This window comes from Burkholderia glumae LMG 2196 = ATCC 33617 (genome assembly GCF_000960995.1).
In the GTDB taxonomy this organism is placed as follows: Bacteria; Pseudomonadota; Gammaproteobacteria; order Burkholderiales; family Burkholderiaceae; genus Burkholderia; species Burkholderia glumae.
This window is the reverse complement of the sequence record NZ_CP009435.1, coordinates 2,024,742-2,046,855: the sequence shown is the minus strand read 5'-3', so window position 1 is coordinate 2,046,855 and position 22,114 is coordinate 2,024,742. Positions and strand designations below refer to the sequence as shown.

The following is a 22,114-nucleotide window of genomic DNA, read 5'->3' as shown; positions in this document are numbered from 1 at the left end:
TTAGTCGTTCTTCGTCTTGACGACTTTCTTGCCGCGATAGTAGCCGTTCGGGCTGATGTGGTGACGCAGATGCACTTCCCCCGTGCTCGGCTCGACGGCCAGCGGCGTGGTCGTGAGGAAATCGTGCGAACGATGCATGCCGCGCTTGGACGGCGACTTCTTGTTTTGTTGAACTGCCATGACTCACTCCTAAAAATTTTCCGGATTCTAACACAGCCCGATACGGCGCCTAACCACATCCGGGCACTGCCGCCCGACGCCTTCCCGTGCTCCAACCTACTCAGTGTTTCTTGTCGCCGTCCCGCTTCAGCGCCTCGAGCGCCGCGAACGGATTGGGCCGCTTTTCACCACCCTCGCCGCCTTCGCTCTCGATCTCCGCGTCGGCCACGGCATCCTCGGCGGGGCCGCTGGCACCCGAGACGAGACTTTCATGCACCGCCGGACAGACTTCATGCTTCGGCACGAGCGGCAGCGAGAGCAACAGCTCCTCTTCGATCAAGTCAACGAGATCGAACTGGCGCGAACCCACGATCACATCGACTTCATCGTCCTCATCGAGCGGAATGGCTTCCGCCTCCTCTTCGCTCGCCACGATCCGATACACCATGTCGATATCGAAGGCTTGCGAATACGGCGTCATGCAGCGCTGGCACTCGAGCCAGGCGGCGCCGTGCAGCGCGAGCCGCAGATAGGGCTGCTGGCCTTCGCTGCCGTCGTCCTGCAGTTCCGACTGGGTCGAGCCTTCCGCTTGCCACGTAAACACAGTGTCGTGATCTGGCGCATCGGCCGGCACTTCGTTTACCATGCGCGGCAGCTGCGAGAGCCGCACCGCGCCGGCCGACTGCCGGGCACTGCGTGCGAACTCGAACAGGTCGACGAGGTGCGGATCGAGCGATACCGCAGGTTTGCCAGAAGAAGGATTCATGTGCGCTCCTGCCGTATTGTGCTTGCCGTCCTCGACCCCGCCGGTGCCGGGTGCGCCCGCGGGTTCCGCGCCGCTCCGCCCGCCGCCGCGGCTTGCGGACCGGAGCCGTGGCGATCGATCGAGCCGGGCCGATACCCGCTCGATACCCGCCCGCGGCACCTCGGTCGGCGCTCGATCACCGCTGCCGATGAAAAGCGCAAGACTATATCTGTTTTATCTTTTCGAGTCAATCACTTAAGACCCCGCCTCGCGCCACGCCGCGAGGCCCCTTCCGACGCGCCACGATGACCACGTTTTCCCGTCCGCCCAGGCTGATCCTGGCGTCCAGTTCCCGTTACCGGCGCGAGTTGCTCGAACGCCTGCGGATCCCGTTCGAGGTCGCCACCCCCGATCTCGACGAGACGCCGCGCGCCGGCGAATCGCCGGCCGACACCGCCCTGCGGCTCGCCGCCGACAAGGCACGCGCAGTGGCCGGCCGCGTCGCCGCGCCCGAGGGCGCGATCGTGATCGGCTCCGACCAGGTGGCGACGTTCGACGGCCGCCAGATCGGCAAGCCCGGCACGCACGAACGCGCGCTCGAACAACTGAAATCGATGCAGGGCCGCCATGTCGAATTCCATAGCGCGCTCTGCGTCTACGACAGCCGCACCGGTCGCGCGCAGGTCGAGGACGTCGTCACGCGCGTGCGCTTTCGCTCGCTGTGCGACGCCGAACTCGACGCCTATCTGCGCGCGGAGACGCCCTACGACGTGGCGGGCAGCGCCAAATCGGAGGGGCTCGGCATCGCGCTGCTCGACGCGATCGACGCCGACGATCCGACCGCGCTGGTCGGCCTGCCGCTGATCGCGCTCACGCGGATGCTGCGCGAGGCCGGCGTGCCGCTGTTCGGCGCGGAGGTGCGGGCATGACGAAGGGCACGCTTTATCTGATCCCGAACACGCTAGGCGAAGGCGACGCGTCGCTGCTCGCGGCGGTGCTGCCGGCCGCCGTGCAGGCACGCGCCGCCGCACTCGGCTATTACATCGGCGAGAACGCGAAGACCACGCGCGCGTTCCTGAAGAAGATCGGCACCGAGCGGCCGATCCAGGAAATCGAGATTCGCGAACTGAACGTGAAGACGCCAGCGGGCGAGATCGAGCGGCTGCTCGGGCCGATCCTCGCCGGCGCCGACGGCGGGCTCGTCTCCGAAGCCGGCGTGCCGGCCGTGGCCGACCCGGGCGCGCTGCTGGTGCGGCGCGCGCACGAGCGCGGCGTGCGCGTGGTGCCGCTGGTCGGCCCGAGTTCGATCCTGCTCGCCCTGATGGCCTCCGGCCTGAACGGCCAGACCTTCGCTTTCCACGGCTACCTGCCGGTCGACGCGGCCGCGCGCGCGAAGCGCCTGCGCGAACTCGAACAGCAGTCGCGCAAGACCAGGGAAACCGAAATCTTCATCGAGACGCCGTATCGCAACCAGGCGATGCTGGAGGCGCTGCTCGCGAGTTGCGCGCCGTCCACGCTGATCTGCATCGCGGCGGACCTGACGCTCGACACCGAGACGATCGTGAGCCGCAGCGCGGCCGACTGGAAGAAGGCGCCGCCCCTCAACCTGCAGAAGCGGCCGGCGATCTTCCTGCTGCTCGCGAACTGAGCGGCCCGGGCGGCAGCCCTTGCCGCCTCGCCCGCCGGGGCCCGCCTGCTTGACCGCCGGCCGTCAGCGCAGCCGGACCGCGCTGTCCGACAGCGCCGATTTCACCGCCCCGCCGCCGATCGCCGCGCCGAAGCGCCGCGCCACGCGGCTGCTCAGGCTTTCCTTGACCGTGTAGTCGACGATGTCGGGCGCCTTCAGCACGTCGCGCGCGACCGAGTCGGTGGTGCCGAAGCCGTCCGCGAGGCCGAGTTCGACGCTCTTCGCGCCGGTCCAGAACAGCCCCGAGAAAATGTCGGGCGAATCGTGCAGCCGCTTGCCGCGGCCGTCCTTCACGGCCTGGATGAACTGCGCGTGGATCTCGTCGAGCATCGACTGCGCATGCTCGTCCATTTTCGGTGTTTCCGGCGAGAACGGATCGTAAAAGCCCTTGTTCTCCCCCGAGGTATGCAGCCGGCGCTCGACGCCGAGCTTGTCCATCAGGCCGGTGAAGCCGAAGCCGTCCATCAGCACGCCGATCGAGCCGACGATGCTGGCCTTGTTGACGTAGATCCGGTCTGCCGCCGCGGCAATGTAATAGCCACCCGAGGCGCACATGTCGCTGACCACCACGTAGAGCGGCTTCGACGGGTATTTCTTGCGCAGCCGGCGGATCTCGTCGTAGACGATGCCGGCCTGCACCGGGCTGCCGCCCGGGCTGTTGATGTGCAGCACGACGCCGACCGTGCCGGAATCGTCGAATGCGTCGTCGAGCGCGGAATTGATGTCGTCGGCGTTGGCGCTGTTGCCTGCCGCGATCTCGCCGTCGATCGACACGAGCGCGGTGTGGCGGCTGCTCGACAGCTTGCCGTCGCCCGAGAAGTCGAACACCGCGAGCATGATCGCCACCACCGCGATCAGCCAGAGGAAACGGAACGCGATGCGCCAGCGGCGCGCCCGGCGCTGCTCGATGATCGCCGCCATCGCGATGCGCTCGAGCGCCGCGCGCTCCCAGCCGGGTTCATGGCCGGCGCCGCGCGCGGTGCCGGAGGAATCGGGAGAAATCGGTTGGTCGGTCATGCGTGGGCCAGTGAGGGTCGGAAAAGAAAAATCGGCGACGCGTCAGGACGCCGACGGCCGCAGTTCGCCGTCGGGCAGCCAGTAGACGGCGCGGCCCTCGGGCGTGTCGCGCTCGTCGACCGCGACGGCACGCAAGCGCGCGCCGCGGCACGGGCCGCCGACGCATTTGCCGGTGTCGGGCGCGTAGATCGCGCCATGCGTGGCGCACATCAGGTAGAGGCCCGAGGATTCGAAGAACTGGCCCTCGTTCCAGTCCAACTCCATCGGCACGTGCGCGCAGCGGTTCAAGTAACCGTAGGCGCGCCCGTCATAGCGAACGAAGAATACGACCACCTCCTCGCCGCGCAGACGCGCCGTCTGTCGCACGCCGAGCCCGCCGTCGACGAGCGCGTCCGACGCGCAGACGAACACCGCCTCGTCGCTCATGCGTGCTGGCGCAGCCAGTCGGCGAGCGCGCTCACGTCGGCGGCAATGAAACGCGGCGCCAGCGCGGCCAGCGACTCGGCGGAATGCGCGCCATAGGCCACGCCGATGCCGGCCGCCCCCGCGCTGGCCGCCATCTGCAGGTCGTGCGTGGTATCGCCGATCATCACGGTGCGCGCCAGATCCTGCCCCAGTTCGCGGCTCAGTTCGTGCAGCATTGCCGGATGCGGCTTCGAGAAGGTTTCGTCGGCACAGCGCGTGCCGTCGAAGAAACGCGTCAGCTTGGTCTCGTCGAGCGCGCGGTTCAGCCCGACACGGCCCTTGCCGGTCGCCACCGCGAGCAGGTAGCCGGTGTCGCGCAGTTCCTCGAGCAGTTCGCGCACCCCGGCGAACAGTTCGACGCGCGGGTCCTTGACCAGATAATGGAACCGGTAGCGCTCGGCAAGCCGCGCGTACTCGGACGGCTCGAGCGTCGGCGCGGCGATCGCCAGCGCGTCGCGCAGCCCGAGGCCGATCACGTAGCGCGAGGCTTCGTCGGACGGCGTTGGCAGGCCGAGGTCGCGGCAGGCCGCCTGGATGCTCCGCGCGATGTGCGCGGTGGAGTCCATCAGCGTGCCGTCCCAGTCGAAAACGATCAGGTCAAATTGCTGTCGGGCCATGCGGTTCATGCGGCGGGTGCGCGCAGCTCGTTGAGTTGGTCGAGGAAGCGCCGGCATTCGTCGGGCAGCGGCGCGTCGAATTGCAGCGGCTCGCCGGACAGCGGATGCGCGAGCTTCAGGCGGTAGGCGTGCAGGAACATCCGTTTCAGCGACGGACGCGCGTTGGCACGGGCCAGCGCCTTGTTCAGCGCGAAATCGCCGTACTTCGCGTCGCCCGCGATCGGCAGCCCGAGATGCGCCAAGTGTACGCGTATCTGGTGGGTCCGCCCCGTTTTGAGTTCCGCCTCGACCAACGCGTAGTCGGGCCAGCGCTCGATCAGGTTGAAGACGGTATGCGACGGCAGGCCATCGTCCTGCACGCGCACACGGCGCTCGCCCTCGGCCGTCGAATACTTGAACAGCGGCACCTTGACGGCGCGGCGGCGGCCCCAGTCGGCCGCCCAGTCGCCGTGGGCGCAGGCGTAATAGCGCTTGTCCATGCGGTTCTCGCGAATCTGCTCGTGCAGCGCGACCAGCGCCGAGCGCTTTTTGGCGAGCATCAGAATGCCCGACGTCTCGCGGTCGAGCCGATGCACGAGCTCGAGGAACTTCGCGTTCGGCCGGGCGGCGCGCATCTGCTCGATCACGCCAAACGACACGCCGCTGCCGCCGTGAACCGCGACCCCGGCCGGCTTGTTGATGGCGATCAGCGCCTCGTCCTCGAACAGAATCTCGAATTCGACGGCCGGCACCGGCGCGGCCTCGCGCGCAGGGTCCGCGGCGGCCACGCGAATCGGCGGAATGCGCACCACGTCGCCGAACGCGAGGCGGTATTGCGCATCGATCCGGCCCTTGTTGACCCGGACCTCGCCGCTGCGCAGGATGCGATAGATGTGACTTTTTGGCACGCCCTTGCAGACGCGCAGCAGGAAATTGTCGATGCGCTGACCGGCAGCATCCTCACCGACTTCGACCATGGAAACCTGACCGCTCGCGACCGATTTCTGGGATATTTTGCCTAACTCATTCATACTGAATATAATTTTGCCCAGCTCTCCGCTGCGGGCGGCCGGATCGGCCGGTTCGGGCGGATTGCGCAAAGGCGCAAGCGCAAACCGTTATTTTACTTGCGCCCGGGGTCCGCTGCTCGCCCTGTACAAAAGAGAAGCAGCAAGTTGCACGCACGGCACCCCGCGCCGGCAGGGATCGCGCCCACAGGCGGATTCGGTTGGAGGTGTGCCGCGGTAACGGAAGGTTGGACAAAAAGAATTCAATTGGCAGCGGCAGGCCGGCGTGAAGTAGGCCGGTCGCGCTGCCGGTTGCGAATATGACGGCGTGCGCCCGGTGTAGTCTCGTGAAACGTGCGGAACCAGGCGACGTCAAACCAAGGTAGAACACCCCAGGCGGGGAAGTCGGGCTGGATTCGATACTCCCCGCTGCGGCCCGGCCGCAGCACATGCCGCCCCAGCGACGTCGCGCGCAACTTGCGCCGCGTGCTGCGTGCGGCATTGCCCGGCAGCCGGCTTAGCGCGCCGCATGGCGCGCGGGGCGGACACCCGTGCTTTGAAGCCGCGTTCGCAGGTGCCCATGGCTGCCGACCAGTCGTATCGGTCCGCGCCTCTTCAGGCAATTCTCCCGCCCTCATTCCCGCTCCAGCGTGCTCGTGACAACACAACAAGGCGCGGCCTGCCGCCGCCCGCGTTCCGCCTGACAGCCGGGACGCGCCGCCGATAGCGCCGCCTGGAGCCGCTTTATGAAACGCATGTTGTTCAATGCGACACAGCAGGAAGAACTGCGTGTCGCCATCGTCGACGGGCAGAAGCTCATCGACATCGATATCGAAACCGCCGGGCGCGAACAGCGCAAGGGCAACATCTACAAGGGCGTCATCACCCGCATCGAGCCCTCGCTCGAAGCCTGCTTCGTCAACTACGGCGAAGACCGCCACGGCTTCCTGCCTTTCAAGGAAGTCGCCCGCCAGTATTTCCGCGACGGCGTGGACATGCGTTCCGCGCGCATCCAGGATGCGCTGCGCGAAGGCCAGGAGCTGATCGTCCAGGTCGAGAAGGAAGAGCGCGGCAACAAGGGCGCCGCGCTGACCACCTTCATCTCGCTGGCCGGCCGCTATCTGGTGCTGATGCCGAACAACCCGCGCGGCGGCGGCGTGTCGCGCCGCATCGAGGGCGACGAGCGTCAGGAACTGCGCGAAACCATGGCGCAGCTCGAAATCCCCGAGGGGATGAGCATGATCGCCCGCACCGCAGGTATCGGCCGCAGCGCCGAGGAACTGCAGTGGGACCTGAACTACCTGCTGCAGCTCTGGCACGCCATCGAGGCCGCCTCGAAGAGCGGCCATGCGGGCCAGCCGATGCTGATCTACCTGGAATCGAGTCTCGTGATCCGCGCGATTCGTGACTATTTCCAGCCCGACATCGGCGAAATCCTGATCGACACCACCGAGATCCACGATCAGGCGCGTGCGTTCATGGACATCGTGATGCCGGACAACGTCGGCAAGGTGAAGCGCTACCACGACGACGTGCCGCTCTTCTCGCGCTTCCAGATCGAGCACCAGATCGAGACCGCGTACTCGCGCACGGTGCCGCTGCCCTCGGGCGGGGCAATCGTGATCGACCACACCGAGGCGCTGGTCGCGATCGACGTGAACTCGGCGCGCGCCACCAAGGGCGCCGACATCGAGGAAACCGCCACCCGCACCAACCTCGAGGCCGCCGACGAAGTCGCGCGTCAGCTGCGCCTGCGCGATCTCGGCGGCCTGATCGTGATCGATTTCATCGACATGGAATCGGCCAAGAGCCAGCGCGAGGTCGAGCAGCGCCTGAAGGACGCGCTCAAGCACGATCGCGCCCGGGTGCAGATGGGCAAGATCTCGCGTTTCGGCCTGATGGAGCTGTCGCGCCAGCGGCTGCGCCCGGCACTGTCGGAAGGCAGCCACGTGACCTGCCCGCGCTGCAACGGCACCGGCCACATCCGCGATACCGAATCGTCGGCGCTGCAGGTCCTGCGCATCATCCAGGAAGAGGCGATGAAGGAGAACACCGCGGCAATCCACTGCCAGGTGCCGGTCGAAGTCACCGCCTTCCTGCTCAACGAAAAGCGCCAGGAAATCAACAAGATCGAGTCGCGCTTCAAGGTCGGCATCGTGCTGATCCCCAACAAGCACCTCGATACGCCGCACTACAAGCTCGAGCGCCTGCGCCACGACGATGCACGCCTCGACGATCCGCGTGCCTCGTGGAAGATGGCCGAGGAAGCGGCTCGCGAGCTCGAGTCGGAAACCGGCTACAGCAAGCGCACCGGCGACGTGAAGCCGAAGCAGGAAGCGGCCGTCAAGGGCATCACGCCCGACCATCCGGCACCGGGCGCGCCGCAGCGCGAAGCCGCGCCGGTCGCCCCGGCGGCAGCTCCGGTCGCAGCGGCACCCGTGCCGGTTGCCGCCTCCGGCGGCGGTTTCTTCGGCTGGATCAAGAGCCTGTTCGGCGGCCAGCCGCCCGCACCGGCGCCCGCCCCCGCTCCCGTCCAGGAAGTGGAGACGCAAGCGCGTCCGAGCCGCGAGCGCGGCGAGAAATCCGAGCGCGGCGAACGCGGCGGTGATCGCAACCGCAATCCGAATCGCCGCAACGGCCAGCCGGCCGGCGCGCGCGACACGCAGGCGGCGGCGGGTAGCCGCGTGCCGCAGGCGCGCGGCGAACGCGAGGTCAAGGAAGGCCGCGAACCGCGTGAAAACCGCGGCGAGGCACGCGAGGGCCGCGGCAATCGCGAACCGCGCGAGGCACGCGAAGGCCGCGAGGCTCGCGAGCCGCGTGAAGTGCGCGAGCCGCGCGAACCGCGTGCAGCCCGCGAACCGCGCGAGGCACGCGAACCGCGTGAAGGCCGCGAGCCGCGTGAAAGCGCGGTGACGGCCGACGGTGCCGAGGCCCCGCGTCAGGAACGACGCGAGCGTGGTGAACGCGGCGAACGCCGCAAGCCCGTGCCGCACGCGGCTACGCTCGAAACCGTGAATCGCGGCGAGACGGCACCCGCCGAAGCCACGGAAGACGCGGAACTGCTGGCACCGGGCGCCGAATTGGCCGCCGACGCGGAAGCCGGTGCGCGCGACGGCGAGGAACGGCGCCGCCGCCGCCGCGGCCGTCGCGGCGGGCGCCGCGAGCGCGAGGAAGGCGTGGCGGGCGCCGCACCGGAAGGCGCGGAAGCCGGCGAAGGCACCCAGCAAGCCGTGGAGGCCGAAGCCGGCCATGCCCATGGCAGCGAAGCGCCGGTGGCGGCAGCCGTCGCCACCGTGACCGTCGCCACGGCCGCGGTCGCGGCCGAGGCAGTGGTTTCGCACGCAGCGGCATCGACGCCGGTTGAAGCGACGCGGACCGAAGCGACGCAGGCTGAAACGGCACCGGCAGCGCTGATGCCGGCACCGGCCGCCGAGACGGCACCCGCCGAGCAGGCCGCGACGCCCGCCGCGTCGTCCGTGGAGCGGGTCGAACCTGCCGCGCCCGCCGAGCCCGTCGTGCTGGCCACGCCGGCTCCCGCGGAACCGGCACCCGCGACCGAACCCGCGGCCGTCGCCCACGTCGAGACGGCACCGCAGGAAGCCGCTGCGGCCAACGTGAGCGAGCCGCCGGCCGTGCCGACGGCACCGGTGATCGAACCGGCGGTTCCGACGGTCGAGCCGACGCAGGCTGCGCTGTTCGAACCGGCTCCGGCGATCGAACCGGCCGCCCAGGCACCGGCGGCCGAACCGGCACCGGCTGCCCCGCAGGTAGCGGAGTCCGAGCCATTCGTCGCGCCCGCACCGGTGGAACCGGCACCGGCACCGGCCGAGCCGGCACCCGCGGCAGCCGCCGAGCCGCAACCGGTCGCCGCTGCCCCCGTGGCGGCTCCGATGGAAACCGCTGCGGCGCCGCAAGCGGCTACTGCGTCGGCCCCGCTCGGCATCGAGGCCGCGCTCGACGCGGCCGGCCTGACCTGGGTCAACACCGACGCGAACAAGCTGCGTGCCGCCCAGCAGGCCGCCGCGCAGATCGTCCCGCCGGTGCGCACCCCGCGCGAGCGCAAGGTGCTGCCGCCGGTCGACCCGACGCCGATGCAGCAGGTCGAGACCCGTTCGCAGCAGTAAGCAGCGCCGGCTTGCGCCTGCGCAAACCCGCCCTCTCGAGGGCGGGTTTTTTCATTTCGCATGCTTCGTCGGGATGTCGCGCAAGTTTCGCGCACGCCACGCGGCCTCACCGGCGCTTGGTGCGCGCTTCCCGCATCGCGGCCCCCGCGCGCCGCCGTCTGTGCTCTTTTCCTAGGGGTTTGCGTGCGCCGGCCCGATCGGCCGCTTGCCGTTAAAATAACGGTCTGGTCGTCTTTCCCGAACGGGCCTCCGTCACCATGTCCCAACGCATCATCCCGGTCACCGACGTCAGCGGCATTCCGGATATCTCCGGCACGCCGTTCGCGCCGAGCGGCATCCTGCGCGACACCCTCGCGCGGCCGCTGCGGGATCTGCGCATCTCGGTCACCGATCGCTGCAACTTCCGCTGCGTCTACTGCATGCCGCGCGACGTGTTCGACAAGGACTATCCGTTCCTGCCGCACAGCGCGCTGCTCTCGCTCGAGGAGCTCGAACGCGTGGCGCGCCTCTTCGTCGCGCACGGCGTCGAGAAGATTCGCATCACCGGCGGCGAGCCGCTGCTGCGCAAGAACCTCGAGTTCCTGATCGAACGGCTCGCGCGGATGCAAACGGTGGGCGGCCATCCGCTCGACCTGACGCTGACGACCAACGGCTCGCTGCTCGCGCGCAAGGCGCGCAGCCTGCGCGACGCGGGTCTGACGCGCGTCACGGTCAGCCTCGACGCGCTCGATGATGCGCTGTTTCGTCGCATGAACGACGCCAACTTCGCGAGCGCCGACGTGCTGGAAGGGATCTTCGCCGCACAGGACGCCGGGCTCGCTCCGGTCAAGGTCAACATGGTGGTCAAGCGCGGCACCAACGACGCCGAGATCGTGCCGATGGCGCGCCGCTTCAAGGGCACCGGCATCGTGCTGCGCTTCATCGAATACATGGACGTGGGCACCTCGAACGGCTGGGACATGACCGACGTGCTGCCGTCGGCCGAGGTGCTCGAACGGATCGACGCGCAATTCCCGCTCGTGCCGCTCGAGGCGCACTCGGCGGCCGAGACCGCGCAGCGCTGGGGCTATGCGGACGGCAGCGGCGAGATCGGCCTGATCTCGAGCGTCACGCGCGCGTTCTGCGGCGCCTGCACGCGCGCGCGGCTGTCGACCGAAGGCAAGCTCTATCTGTGCCTGTTCGGCTCCTCCGGCCACGACCTGCGCGCCCTGCTGCGCAATGGCGCCACCGATGCGCAAATCGCGACCGCGATCGCGCGGATCTGGCAGGCGCGCGACGACCGCTATTCGCAACTGCGCGGCACCGCGCAGGCCGGGCAGCGCGCCGATGCCGCCGCGCCCCGCGTCGAAATGTCGTATATCGGTGGCTGAGCGCCGCCGCCCCCGATGTCCATGATCGCACCCGCGCCCTTGCCCGGTGACGCCACCCGCCAGTTGACCGGCCTGCTGCTGGCCGGCGGCCGGGGTTCGCGCATGGGCGGCGTCGACAAGGGGCTGCAGCCGCTGCGCGGCGAGCCGCTCGCGCTGCACGTGCTGCGCCGGCTCGCGCCGCAGGTCGCGGCGATCGTGATCAGCGCGAACCGCAACCCGGACACCTACGCGGCGCTGGGCCGCCCCTACGGCGCGCGGGTCGTGGCCGACGCGACGCCCGGCTTCGCGGGACCGCTGGCCGGCCTGCTGGCGGGCCTGCGCGCGGCTGCCACGCCGCTGGTGCTGAGCGCGCCGTGCGACACGCCCGATCTGCCGGACGATCTGGCCGCGCGCCTGCTGGCCGCGCGCGGAGCGGACCGCGCCGCGATCGCGATGGCAGTCAGCGTGGCCGCCGACGGCCGCGCGCATCCGCAGCCGACCTTCGCGCTGGTCCCCGTCGCGCTCGCCGACGATCTCGAGGCCGCACTGGCGGCCGGCGAGCGCCGCGTGCGCGCGTGGTACGCACGCCACACGACCATCGAAGTGCCATTTGACGACGAGCACGCGTTTTACAATGCCAACTCTTTGCAGGAATTGACACGCCTCGAACGCGACTGACAGCGGCCCGCGCCTCACCCGCCGCCGCCCGCCTCCGTCGGCGCGTCCTGCCGCTGCGGCACGCTGCTGCCGCCTGCCGGCGTGAACCCGATCCCAGCCTTGCGGCGCTCCTTCAGCCATGACCACGCCACCGTCGCCCGAAACCCTGTCCGTCGAAGCCGCGCGCATGCTTGCGCTGCAAGCGATCGTGCCGGTCGCGGAAACGGAGCGCGTCGCGCTGCACGACGCGCTCGGCCGCGTGCTCGCCGACGCCGTCACCTCACCGCTCGACGTGCCCGCCTACGACAACGCCGCCATGGACGGCTACGCGTTCGCCGGCGCCGCGCTCGCGCACGCGGCAGGCGCCGAACTCGCCCTGCCGGTCGCCGGCATCGCGCTGGCCGGCCATCCCCACGCGGGCCCCCTGCCGCCCGGCGCCTGCATCCGGATCATGACGGGTGCGCCGCTGCCCGCCGGCAGCGACACCGTGATCGCACAGGAGCGCACAAACGCGACCGACACGCTGGTGCGCTTCGCGGCGAACGCGGTCACGCCCGGCGCGAACTGCCGCCGCGCCGGGGAGGATCTCGCACGCGGCGCGATCGTCCTGGAAGCGGGCAGGATCGTGCGGCCCGCCGATCTCGGCCTGCTCGCCTCGCTCGGCATCGGCCACATCGAAGTGCGGCGCCGGCTGCGCGTGGCGTGCCTGTCGACGGGCGACGAGCTGCGCGCGCCGGGCGAGCCGCTCGGTGCCGGCGGCCGTTACGACAGCAACCGCGCGACGCTGTACGGGATGCTCGCGGCGCTCGGCGTCGACGTGCTGGACGGCGGGATCGTCCGCGACGATCCCGCCGCGCTCGAGGCGGCGCTGCGCGAGGCGGCCATGCGCGCCGACGTGGTGATCACCTCCGGCGGCGTGTCGGTGGGCGACGCCGATTTCACGCGCGGACTGCTCGGCCGCCTCGGCGAGATCCGCTTCGCGAACCTCGCGATGCGGCCCGGCCGGCCGCTCGCCTGCGGGCGCTTCGCGCCGCCCGAGCCGGGCGCGCGCGCGGCGCTGTTCTTCGGGCTGCCGGGCAACCCGGTGGCGGTGGCCGCGACGTTCCAGGTAATCGTGCGCGACGCGCTGCTCGCCATGATGGGCGCGCGGGCCGAGCCGGCGCCGCGCTATCCGGCCCGCACCAGCGCGGCGATCGACACGCGCGCGGGCCGCACCGATTTCCTGCGCGGCGTGGCTAGCCGCGAGCCGGACGGCGCGTGGCGCGTCGCGCCGGCGGGCTCGCAGAGTTCGGCGTCGCTGAAGGGCCTCAGCGACGCGAACTGCTTCATCGTCGTGGGCGCCGGCCTCGCCCGCGTCGAGGCCGGCGACAGCGTCGAGATCCTGCCATTCGCCGGCGCACTCTGAGCAACAATTATTTTCAGCACTTACGGGGCAATTCGATCATGAAAAAGCAAATCTCCTCGATCGCGGCGGGACAGACGGCCAAGGCACTGATCCTCGTCTACCTGACCTTCAGCGTGCCGATCGTGCTGCTCGGCATCGTCGTCGCGTTCGTGCGCTACGGCTCGGTCGAGCTGAGCACCATCTTCAGCGCGCTGCTGCTGAACGCGATCATCGGCTTCGTGCTGCTGTGGATCGCCTGCCATGCCTACAACTGGGTCGCGTCGCGCTTCGGCGGCATCGAGATCGTGCTGTCGGACGTGCCGGAGGAGGCATGAAATTCGAGATCCGCGACGCAGCCCCGAGCGACGTCGCGGCACTCATCGCGCTGACCCGCGAACTCGCCGAATTCGAGGCGCTGACGCATCTGTTCGTCGCGACCGAGGCCGATCTGGCCGATGCCCTGTTCGGGCCAAATCCGGCCGCCGGCGCGCTGGTGGCCACGCAAGAGGGCGACCTGATCGGCTATGCGCTCTACTTCCAGAACTACTCGACCTTCGTCGGCAAGCGCGGCCTCTATCTGGAGGATCTCTACGTGAAGCCGACGTGCCGCGGCACCGGGCTCGGCACGCGGCTGCTGCGCGCGGTTGCGGCGCTCGCGGTCGAACGCGGCTGCGGCCGCTTCGAGTGGACCGTGCTCGACTGGAATCGCCAGGCGATCGAATTCTACGAACGGATGGGCGCGGTGGTGCTGCCCGACTGGCGCGTGGTGCGCGTGACGGGCGATGCGCTCGACGCGCTCGCGCAACCCCTGCGCGACGCCGACTGAACCTTTGAAACGAACGGCGGGCGCCGTCCCCCAGCCCCCGCCCTCGCCGTTCGCGCGCCGCCGGAGCCGGCACGCCGGCACCGGCAGGCAGACACCATGCGCTCAGCCGTCCTCGCCGTCGGCCGCCGGGCCGGCCGCGCCGCCGAGCAGACCGGCCGCATCGTCGCCGGGCAGCGCCTCGACTGCCTTGAGCTTGCGATTCATCACGCGCGTGCGCTGCTCGGCCGCCTCGATCGAGCGCGTCACCGTCTCCAGCTGCGACTTGGTGCGCGCGAGCACCTCGCCGAACTTGCCGAACTCGGTCTTCACCGCGCCGAGCACCTGCCAGACCTCGCTCGAACGGCGTTCGATCGCGAGCGTGCGGAAACCCATCTGCAGGCTGTTGAGCAGCGCCGTGAGCGTGGTGGGACCGGCCACCGTGACGCGATAGTCGCGCTGCAGCAGATCGGTGAGCCCGGGGCGCCGCAGGATCTCGGCATAGAGCCCCTCGGTGGGCAGGAACAGCAGCGCGAAATCGGTGGTGTGCGGCGGCGCCACGTACTTCTCGGCGATCGTTTTCGCCTCGGCGCGCACGCGGGCCTCCAGCGCACGCGCCGCTTCCTCGACGCCGGCCGCGTCGGCGCGCTCCTGCGCATCGATGAGCCGTTCGTAATCCTCGCGCGGAAACTTCGCATCGACCGGCAGCCAGACCGGCTGCGCGTCGGCCTGCCGGCCCGGCAGCCGAATCGCGAACTCGACGCGCTCGCTGCTCTTGGGCACCGTCGCGACGTTCTTCGCGTACTGGTCCGGCGTCAGCATCTGCTCGAGCAGCGCCTCGAGCTGCACCTCGCCCCAGGTGCCGCGCGTCTTCACGTTGGTCAGCACCTTCTTCAGATCGCCGACGCCGGCCGCCAGCGTCTGCATCTCGCCGAGCCCGCGATGCACCTGTTCGAGCCGCTCCGACACGAGGCGGAACGATTCGCCGAGCCGCTGCTCGAGCGTCGCGTGCAGCTTCTCGTCGACGGTGCGGCGCATCTCGTCGAGCTTCGCGGCGTTGTTCGCCTCGATGTCCTTCAGGCGCTGCTCGAGCGTCGCGCGCACCTCGCCCATGCGGCGGTCGTTCGCTTCGCTGAGCTGCGCGAGCTGCTGGCTCAGCACCGCGCCGAAATGGCGTAGCGCCGCGCCCTGCTCGTCGCGCGCGAGCTGGGCCTGCTGGTGCAGTCCATCGCGCATCGCGTCGAACTGCTGGTGATGGGTGGCCACCAGCTTCGCGAGCTGCTGCGCGAAACCGTCGATCTGCTGGTTCTGCACGGTGGCCACGCTGGTCAACTGCGCGGCCAGCATCTGCTGCAACTGCGTGAAGCTGCCGGTGAGCTCGGTGCGCGCGCCGCGCGAGCCCGCCGCGAACTCGTCGCGCAGCGCGCGTTCGAGCCGCTCGAGCGCCTGCGCTTGGGCATCCTGCGCCTCGTCGAGCCGCTCGCCGAGCCAGCCGATGCCGTCACCGGCATGGCTCGCGCCGCGCCAGATCACCCCCAGCGCGATCGCGAGCGCGGCCGCGAGCAGCGCGACCGCGCCGAGCAGCCACGGCGTCATGCGCGCGCCCTGCCGAGCACGTCGGGATTGATCGGGTTCGGCGGCCGGCCGGCGCGCGGGCCTTCGCCAAGCGCCGCGATCAGATTGTCGGCGGCGAGGTTGGCCATCGCGCGACGCGTGGCCTCGCTCGCGCTCGCGATATGCGGCGTGAGCACGACGTTGGGCACCTCCAGCAGCGCCGGCAGCACGCTCGGCTCGCCCTCGAACACGTCGAGCCCGGCCGCCGCGATGCGGCGCTCGCGCAGCGCGGCGGCCAGCGCCGCGTCGTCGACGATGCCGCCGCGCGCGATGTTGGTCAGCGTCGCGCTGGGCTTCATCAGCGCGAGCTCGGCCGCGCCGATCGTATGGTGGCTCTCCTTCGTGTAGGGCAGCACCAGCACCACGTGGTCGGCCTGCCGCAGCAGGGCTTCCTTCGACAGATATTCGGCGTTCAGCTCGGCCTCGATGCCGGCCGCCACGCGCGAGCGGTTGTGATAGACGACGCGCATGTTGAAGCCGCGCGCGCGGCGCGCGATCGCCTGGCCGATGCGGCCCATGCCGATCACGCCGAGCGTCGTGCCGTGGAGGTCGGCGCCGAGAAAGCTGTCGAACGACCATTTCTGCCAGCGGCCCGCGCGCAGCCAGTGTTCCGACTCGGCGATGCGCCGCGCGGCGGCCATCATCAGCGCCCAGCCGAAATCGGCGGTGGTCTCGTTCAGCACGTCCGGCGTGTTGGTGGCGAGCACGTTGGCGGCGTCGAACGCCGCCATGTCGAAGTTGTTGTAGCCGACCGCCATGTTCGCGACCGCACGCAGCTTCGGCGCCGCCGCGAGCGCCGCCGCGCCGATCGGGTCGCCCGCGGTGAGCGCGCCGTCCTTGTCGGCGAGGCGCGCATGAAGCGCGTCGGGCGCGAGCGCGTCGCCGTCGTTCCAGTCCACGTCGAAATACTGCCTCAGGCGCTCGATCACGTCCGGAAAGATCGCACGCGCCACCAGGATTTTCTGCATAAGCCGTCTCCGTCGAGCGTGCGCGGCCCGGTGGGACGGCGCCTCGCGGCCCCACCGGGCCGCGGCACGCAGCCCACACCTGCCGAAACCCGCCCGTTCAGGCGGAAAAGAACAGCCACGTCGCCAGTGCGAACACCGGCAAGAGGATGCCGAACGACCAGCCGAGATAGCCGAAAAAGCTCGGCATGCGGATGCCGCGCGCCTCGGCGATGGCCTTGACCATGAAGTTCGGCGCGTTGCCGATGTAGCTGTTGGCGCCCATGAACACGGCGCCGGCCGAAATCGCCGCGAGCGCTGCGGCGCCCGTCGTCATCAGGCTCGCCGCGTCGCCGCCGGCGAGGTTGAAGAATACGAGGTAGGTCGGCGCGTTGTCGAGGAACGACGACAGCAGCCCGGTGGCCCAGAACAGCATCGGCACGACCGGCTCGCCGCCCGCGTCCGTGACGAGCCGGACGATCGGCGCGAACGCGCCGCCGGCGCCCGCGCGCAGGATCATGATGACGGGCGCGATCGTCACGAAGATGCCGGCGAACAGCTTCGCGACCTCCTCGATCGGGGCCCAGTCGAACGCGTTGCCCTCGCGCGCCGAGCGCGGCGTGAGGGCGAGCGACAGCAGCGCGACCGCCACCAGCGCGAGGTCCCGCACCAGGTTCTGCAGCGCCACGTGGGTGCCGGCCACCTCGAACTCGATACCGGGCTTCCAGATCCCGCTCATCAGCACCAGCGCGACGATCGCTGCGAGCAGCACGAAGTTGATCCGGCCTTCGAGCCACAGGCGGGTGCCGGCCGCCGGCTGGGCGCCCGGCCGGTTGGGCCCGAACGCGACGGCCCGCGCCTCGCCGGCCTCGTGGTCGAGCGGGTCCGCGTCGTGATCGAGCGCGCGCCCGAGCACGCCGTCGCGGCGAAAGCGCCACGCGTCGAGCACGTAGAACACGGTCAGCAGCACGGCGCAGACGAACAGCGTGGGCAGCGCGAGGTGGATCGTGGTCCAGAAGAAATCGACACCGTTCAGGAAGCCGAGGAACAGCGGCGGGTCGCCGAGCGGCGAGAGCGCGCCGCCCGCGTTGGCGACGAGAAAAATGAAGAACACCACGACATGCACGACACGCGGGCGGGCGGCGTTCGCGCGCAGCAGCGGGCGGATCAGCAGCATCGCCGCACCGGTGGTGCCCATCACGCTCGCCAGCACGGCACCGAGCGCAAGCAGCGCGGTATTGCGCGCGGGCGAGGCGCGCAGCGCGCCATGCAGGCAGATACCGCCCGCCACCGTGTAGAGCGCCGTCAGCAGCACGATGAACGGCAGGTATTCCTCGAGCAGCGCGTGAACCAGCGTGGCGCCCGCGGCCGCCGCGCCGAACGCGACCGCGAACGGCACGAGCAAGGCGCCGGCCCAGCCGGCCGCGATCTTGCCGAAATGCCGATGCCAGAACGCCGGCGCGACGAGCGGGCACAGCGCGATCGACAGCAGCATGCCGGCGAACGGGATGCCCCACAGCGCGGACAGCGTGGCGCCGTCGAGCGCGGCGGCCGAGGCGGTGGCGGGCGCGCCGCCGAGCAGGAGCGCGCCGAGCACGGCGAGCACGGCCGGCAGGCCGGGCGCGCGCCGCCGCCGGCCGCGACCTGGGGCGGCGAGCGTGGAGCCGGCGGAGAACGTGGCGGGAACGGACAAACGGAAAGCGGCCTGGCGCCGCGTGACGGCCGTCATGCGCCGCGCACGAGGATCGCGTGAACGCGATACGGGCCGTGCGCGCCGAGGACGATGGTCTGCTCGATATCGCCGGTGCGCGAGGGCCCCGACACCAGGTTGACCGCGCGCGGCAGTTCGCCCCGTTCCGCGCGGATCAGCGCGAACGCGTCCTCGTGGCCGGCCACGATCCGCGAGACCGGCACGACCACGATGTGCGTCTCGGGCAGCAGCGCGGCCGACGCGTAGCTATCCGGGCCGGACAGCAAGACGAGCGAACCGGTCTCGGCGGTCGCGCAGAAGCAGCCGGTGATGCCGACCAGATCGCCGTCGGCGGGCTTGCGCGGCACGACTTCCAGTCCGGCCGCCTGCCAGTCGAGGCCGTCGAGCGTGCGCCAGGCGATCGCCCGCGGCGGCAGCGCGTGCTCGCGCAGATAGCGCGCGGCCTCGGCCGGCACGGCGTCGAGCGTCTCGACGAACGCGACGGTGGTGGACATGCGCGCGGCTTCCTCGGCGAAACGCGCCGCCAGCGCGCCCGGCTCGGCCGGCATCGGCGGCCGCGGGCCGGCCGGATGGCGCGCGAGATAGTCGGCGGCCTGCTCACGTTCCTGGGCTTCGGGCTCGGTGGCGCGTCCCTGCGCGGCGCGGATGCGCGCGAGTATGTTGCGGCGGGCAGCCGACGTATCCATGAGCGGTCCTCGTGGGCGTGACGATAACGAACGATCGGGCTCGATTATAACGGCGCCCCCGCACGCGGCCGGCCGAGCGGCCCGGCGCGCCGCTCGTGGCGGCCGCTTATTTTCCTGCCTCGTCCTCGACCGGCTGCGCGATGCCGAACACCTGGCGCAGGTAGGCGAGATAGGCCTTGTCGTCGCACATGCTCTTGCCCGGCGAGTCGGACAGCTTGGCGACCGGCTGGCCGTTGCAGCGGACCATCTTGATGACGATCTGCAGCGGCCGGTAGCCGAGATCGTTGGTCAGGTTCGTGCCCACTCCGAACGCGAGCTTGCAGCGGTCGCGGAAGCGTTCGTAGAGCTGCAGCACCTTCGGGATGTCGAGCGCGTCGGAGAACACCAGCACCTTGGTGCGCGGGTCGCAGCGGTTGGCCTCGTAATGGCGGATCATCCGCTCGCCCCACTCGAACGGGTCGCCCGAATCGTGGCGCGCGCCGTCGAACAGCTTGCAGAAGTACATGTCGAAGTCGCGCAGGAACGCGTCCATGCCGTAGACGTCCGACAGCGCGATGCCGAGATCGCCGCGATATTCCTTGGCCCACATCTCGAGGCCGTAGATCTGCGAATCGCGCAGCCGCGGGCCGAGCGCCTGACAGGCCTGCAGATACTCGTGCGCCATGGTGCCGAGCGGCGTGATGCCGTGCCGCATCGCGTAATAGACATTGCTGGTGCCCGCGAACTGCTCGCCCAGCCCGTCGCGCAGCGTCAGCGCGACCTCCTCGTGCCAGACCTTCGAGAAGCGGCGGCGCGTGCCGTAGTCGGCGATCTTGCAGTCGGCGAACTCGGGCCGCGCGCCGAGCAGCTTCATCTTCTCGCGCAGCCGCCCGCGCCCCTCGCCGTAGTCGGGCTCGCTCTGCGTGTTGCGGAAATAGACCTCGTTGACGATCGCCAGCACCGGGATCTCGAACAGGATCGTGTGCAGCCAGGGACCGCGGATCGCGATGTCGATCTCGCCGTTGCCCTTCGGCGAGGGCGAGATTTCGATGTATTTCTCGCTCAGGTGGAACAGCGCGAGGAAATCGACGAAATCGCTCTTGATGAACCGCATCTGCCGCAGATAGTCGAGTTCGGCGTCGTTGAAGCGCAGCTGGCAGAGCCCGCGCACCTCGTCGCGGATCTCGTCGATGTAGGGAACGAGATCGACGTCCGGGGTGCGGCAACGAAAGCGGTATTCGACGTTGGCGGCGGGAAAGTGATGCAGGACGACCTGCATCATCGTGAACTTGTACAGATCGGTGTCGAGCAGCGAGGTAATGATCATGATTCGAGACTGCCAAAAACGGGATCAGCGGGAGTAGCGGAATCCGGAGCGAGCCGAGCCCGCAGGCAGCGCGCGCGCTGCCCGATCTGCCTGCCGCATGTTACCCGAATGCGAGAGGAGACACTTCGTCGCAGCGGCCTCGGTGCGACATAAACTAATCACGAAACGATATAAGACCGCTGCGGAGCGGCTGGATGCCGCTTTTCCGCATCAGTTACAATGGCATATTCGGCGCAAGGCCCGCCTCCCCACACACATATTCGCCAAGCAGGAGCGTTTTGAATGACTCACGTTGTGACCGAAGGCTGCATCAAGTGCAAATACACCGATTGCGTCGATGTATGCCCGGTGGATTGCTTCCGTGAAGGTCCCAATTTCCTCGCGATCGACCCGGACGAATGCATCGACTGCGCCGTGTGCGTGGCCGAATGCCCGACCAATGCGATCTATGCCGAGGAAGACGTTCCTGGCGATCAGCAGCAGTTCACGCCGCTGAACGCCGAGCTGGCGAAGCTGTGGCCGTCGATCACGAAGACCAAGCCCGCCCCCGGCGACGCCGACGAGTGGAAGGACGTGCAGGACAAGCTCCATCTGCTCGAGCGCTGAGCGTGCCCGAGGCGTGTCGCGCTGCGCAACTGTGCCCTGGAAATTTAACGAGAGCGCTTGACACCTCCTGCAGCGCCTCATACAATCTCGTTTCTCTGCTGTTTGTTCCCCGATAGCTCAGTCGGTAGAGCGCCGGACTGTTAATCCGTAGGTCCCTGGTTCGAGCCCAGGTCGGGGAGCCAAAAGTGCAGAGCCGGCGCGGCCTTGCCACGCGGCTTCTGCATCGAGAACAAACGCAGTACCGATTTATTCCCCGATAGCTCAGTCGGTAGAGCGCCGGACTGTTAATCCGTAGGTCCCTGGTTCGAGCCCAGGTCGGGGAGCCAGACAGCGAAAGGCCCGTCATACGACGGGCCTTTTTGCATTGGGCGGTCGACGGCAGCCTTGATGCTCGGCGCGTCGATTCGATCGCCACGGTCATCGCGAATGCCGCCCGATTCCGCGCAGCGGTACGCGAGGCAGCCCGCGCTCGCCGGCCGTGCTAGAGTCGAACTCCCAGCCGCTTTGCGCCCGCGCCAGCCAACCATGACCCGCCATTTCGCCGCCGCCCTCGCGGCCTGCGCCGCCTCGCTGCTTCCGCTCGCGGCCCATGCCGAGGAAATCGCCAGCGTCAACACGAATTTCCGCCTGACCGGCTCGGACCGCGTCGTGGTCGAGGCGTATGACGATCCGCTCGTGCAGGGCGTGACCTGCTACGTCTCGCGCGCGCGCAAGGGCGGCATCAAGGGCAGCCTCGGCATCGCCGAGGACCCGACCGAGGCATCGATCGCGTGCCGTCAGGTGGGTCCGATTCATTTCACGCAGCCGCTCAAGCAGCAGACCGACGTGTTCAACGAGCGGCTGTCGTTCGTGTTCAAGACGCTGCACGTGGTGCGCGTGGTCGACCGCAAGCGCAACACGCTCGTCTATCTGACCTATAGCGACCGGATCGTGAGCGGCAGCGCGAAGAACAGCGTGACCGCGGTGCCCGTGCCGGACGGCACGCCGATCCCGCTCAAGTAAGCTAAGCCGCGCCGCCGCGATCCCCTCGCCCGTGCCCGTTACCGCGCTGACCGCGATCACCGTGCCGATGACCGTGGCGCCACACGGCGGCGGCCTCGAGCTGGGATGGCGCAGCCCGCAGCTGGTCGGCGCGCTCGCCGCCGTAATGGTGTCGGCCGCCACGCGCCGCGCGCGGACCGGACCGGGCTCCGCCCGCGGCTTGCTCGCGAATTTCGGCGCGCCGCCCTCAAGTTTCTTCGCCGGGCGCCGATAT

21 protein-coding genes, 2 tRNA genes and 1 pseudogene are annotated in these 22,114 nt (G+C 69.5%); 13 read left to right on the top strand and 11 right to left on the bottom strand.

Annotated features, from left to right (window positions below; genetic code table 11):
• Together rpmF and KS03_RS21855 are read right to left on the bottom strand one after the other, a co-directional pair.
• A complete protein-coding gene (rpmF, locus tag KS03_RS21860; RefSeq protein WP_012735017.1) occupies positions 1–180 on the bottom strand; it encodes a 50S ribosomal protein L32 in 180 nt (59 codons plus the stop codon).
• Positions 181–280: 100 nt separating this feature from the next.
• Positions 281–925: a DUF177 domain-containing protein gene (locus KS03_RS21855; RefSeq protein WP_012735016.1), complete on the bottom strand. Its 645-nt coding sequence runs from the start codon at positions 923–925 to the stop codon at positions 281–283.
• Between the two features lie 284 nt (positions 926–1,209).
• Here KS03_RS21855 and KS03_RS21850 point away from each other — a divergent pair, with 284 nt between their 5' ends.
• Positions 1,210–1,833 (top strand): Maf-like protein, encoded by a 624-nt coding sequence (locus KS03_RS21850; RefSeq protein WP_012735015.1) that lies wholly within the window; start codon positions 1,210–1,212, stop codon positions 1,831–1,833.
• On the top strand, positions 1,830–2,552 hold the full coding sequence (locus KS03_RS21845) for an SAM-dependent methyltransferase (RefSeq protein WP_012735014.1): 723 nt from the start codon (positions 1,830–1,832) through the stop codon (positions 2,550–2,552). Before KS03_RS21850 ends, KS03_RS21845 begins: the two co-directional genes overlap by 4 nt.
• Positions 2,553–2,615: 63 nt before the next feature.
• Here KS03_RS21845 and KS03_RS21840 read toward each other — a convergent pair whose 3' ends face one another.
• The 4 genes from KS03_RS21840 to KS03_RS21825 are packed head-to-tail and all read right to left on the bottom strand — an operon-like array spanning position 2,616 to position 5,700.
• The gene (locus KS03_RS21840; RefSeq protein WP_012735013.1) at positions 2,616–3,608 is read right to left on the bottom strand and encodes a S49 family peptidase; all 993 of its coding nucleotides are present in this window, start codon (positions 3,606–3,608) and stop codon (positions 2,616–2,618) included.
• Between the two features lie 42 nt (positions 3,609–3,650).
• Positions 3,651–4,034 (bottom strand): Rieske (2Fe-2S) protein, encoded by a 384-nt coding sequence (locus tag KS03_RS21835; protein WP_012735012.1) that lies wholly within the window; start codon positions 4,032–4,034, stop codon positions 3,651–3,653.
• Positions 4,031–4,690, bottom strand: a complete 660-nt coding sequence (locus KS03_RS21830; protein ID WP_012735011.1) for an HAD-IA family hydrolase — start codon at positions 4,688–4,690, stop codon at positions 4,031–4,033. The genes KS03_RS21835 and KS03_RS21830 overlap by 4 nt, the downstream gene beginning before the upstream one ends.
• Positions 4,691–4,695: 5 nt before the next feature.
• Positions 4,696–5,700, bottom strand: coding sequence for an RluA family pseudouridine synthase (locus KS03_RS21825; protein WP_026051662.1), 1,005 nt, complete (start codon positions 5,698–5,700; stop codon positions 4,696–4,698).
• Positions 5,701–6,422: 722 nt separating this feature from the next.
• Between KS03_RS21825 and KS03_RS21820 the strand changes: the two genes are divergently transcribed.
• The 6 genes from KS03_RS21820 (at position 6,423) to KS03_RS21795 (ending at position 14,016) form a co-directional block, all read left to right on the top strand.
• Positions 6,423–9,800 carry an Rne/Rng family ribonuclease gene (locus tag KS03_RS21820; RefSeq protein WP_039200922.1) on the top strand — a complete coding sequence of 1,126 codons (3,378 nt, stop codon included), beginning with the start codon at positions 6,423–6,425 and terminating at the stop codon, positions 9,798–9,800.
• 257 nt (positions 9,801–10,057) lie between these two features.
• Entirely contained in the window at positions 10,058–11,170 is a 1,113-nt protein-coding gene (gene moaA / locus KS03_RS21815) for a GTP 3',8-cyclase MoaA (RefSeq protein WP_012735008.1), read from the top strand.
• 15 nt (positions 11,171–11,185) lie between these two features.
• Positions 11,186–11,827, top strand: a complete 642-nt coding sequence (gene mobA / locus KS03_RS21810) for a molybdenum cofactor guanylyltransferase MobA (RefSeq protein ID WP_012735007.1) — start codon at positions 11,186–11,188, stop codon at positions 11,825–11,827.
• Between the two features lie 118 nt (positions 11,828–11,945).
• On the top strand, positions 11,946–13,211 hold the full coding sequence (gene moeA / locus KS03_RS21805; protein WP_012735006.1) for a molybdopterin molybdotransferase MoeA: 1,266 nt from the start codon (positions 11,946–11,948) through the stop codon (positions 13,209–13,211).
• Between the two features lie 38 nt (positions 13,212–13,249).
• Positions 13,250–13,525: a hypothetical protein gene (locus KS03_RS21800; RefSeq protein WP_012735005.1), complete on the top strand. Its 276-nt coding sequence runs from the start codon at positions 13,250–13,252 to the stop codon at positions 13,523–13,525.
• A complete protein-coding gene (locus KS03_RS21795; protein WP_012735004.1) occupies positions 13,522–14,016 on the top strand; it encodes a GNAT family N-acetyltransferase in 495 nt (164 codons plus the stop codon). The genes KS03_RS21800 and KS03_RS21795 overlap by 4 nt, the downstream gene beginning before the upstream one ends.
• 102 nt (positions 14,017–14,118) lie before the next feature.
• On the opposite strand, the gene KS03_RS21790 is transcribed toward KS03_RS21795, so the two are convergent.
• The 5 genes from KS03_RS21790 to pncB form a co-directional block, all read right to left on the bottom strand.
• Positions 14,119–15,588, bottom strand: a complete 1,470-nt coding sequence (locus tag KS03_RS21790) for a DNA recombination protein RmuC (protein WP_012735003.1) — start codon at positions 15,586–15,588, stop codon at positions 14,119–14,121.
• Positions 15,585–16,574: a 2-hydroxyacid dehydrogenase gene (locus KS03_RS21785; protein WP_012735002.1), complete on the bottom strand. Its 990-nt coding sequence runs from the start codon at positions 16,572–16,574 to the stop codon at positions 15,585–15,587. The genes KS03_RS21790 and KS03_RS21785 overlap by 4 nt, the downstream gene beginning before the upstream one ends.
• Before the next feature lie 97 nt (positions 16,575–16,671).
• Positions 16,672–18,165 carry a sodium:proton antiporter gene (locus tag KS03_RS21780; protein WP_045678957.1) on the bottom strand — a complete coding sequence of 498 codons (1,494 nt, stop codon included), beginning with the start codon at positions 18,163–18,165 and terminating at the stop codon, positions 16,672–16,674.
• A 110-nt stretch (positions 18,166–18,275) separates the two neighbouring features.
• Positions 18,276–18,947 (bottom strand): LutC/YkgG family protein, encoded by a 672-nt coding sequence (locus tag KS03_RS21775; RefSeq protein WP_012735000.1) that lies wholly within the window; start codon positions 18,945–18,947, stop codon positions 18,276–18,278.
• Positions 18,948–19,053: 106 nt separating this feature from the next.
• Positions 19,054–20,253, bottom strand: a complete 1,200-nt coding sequence (gene pncB / locus KS03_RS21770; protein ID WP_012734999.1) for a nicotinate phosphoribosyltransferase — start codon at positions 20,251–20,253, stop codon at positions 19,054–19,056.
• 282 nt (positions 20,254–20,535) lie between these two features.
• Between pncB and fdxA the strand changes: the two genes are divergently transcribed.
• The 5 genes and pseudogenes from fdxA to KS03_RS30320 form a co-directional block, all read left to right on the top strand.
• Positions 20,536–20,859: a ferredoxin FdxA gene (gene fdxA, locus KS03_RS21765; protein ID WP_012734998.1), complete on the top strand. Its 324-nt coding sequence runs from the start codon at positions 20,536–20,538 to the stop codon at positions 20,857–20,859.
• A 106-nt stretch (positions 20,860–20,965) separates the two neighbouring features.
• Positions 20,966–21,041: transfer RNA gene (locus KS03_RS21760), tRNA-Asn, on the top strand.
• Positions 21,042–21,109: 68 nt separating this feature from the next.
• Positions 21,110–21,185 (top strand) — tRNA-Asn (locus KS03_RS21755).
• A gap of 199 nt (positions 21,186–21,384) precedes the next feature.
• Positions 21,385–21,861: a CreA family protein gene (locus tag KS03_RS21750; RefSeq protein WP_012734997.1), complete on the top strand. Its 477-nt coding sequence runs from the start codon at positions 21,385–21,387 to the stop codon at positions 21,859–21,861.
• A gap of 31 nt (positions 21,862–21,892) precedes the next feature.
• Positions 21,893–22,030 (top strand): annotated as a pseudogene (locus KS03_RS30320) (AzlD domain-containing protein); the annotation flags it as partial.
• Between the last annotated feature and the right edge of the window lie 84 nt (positions 22,031–22,114).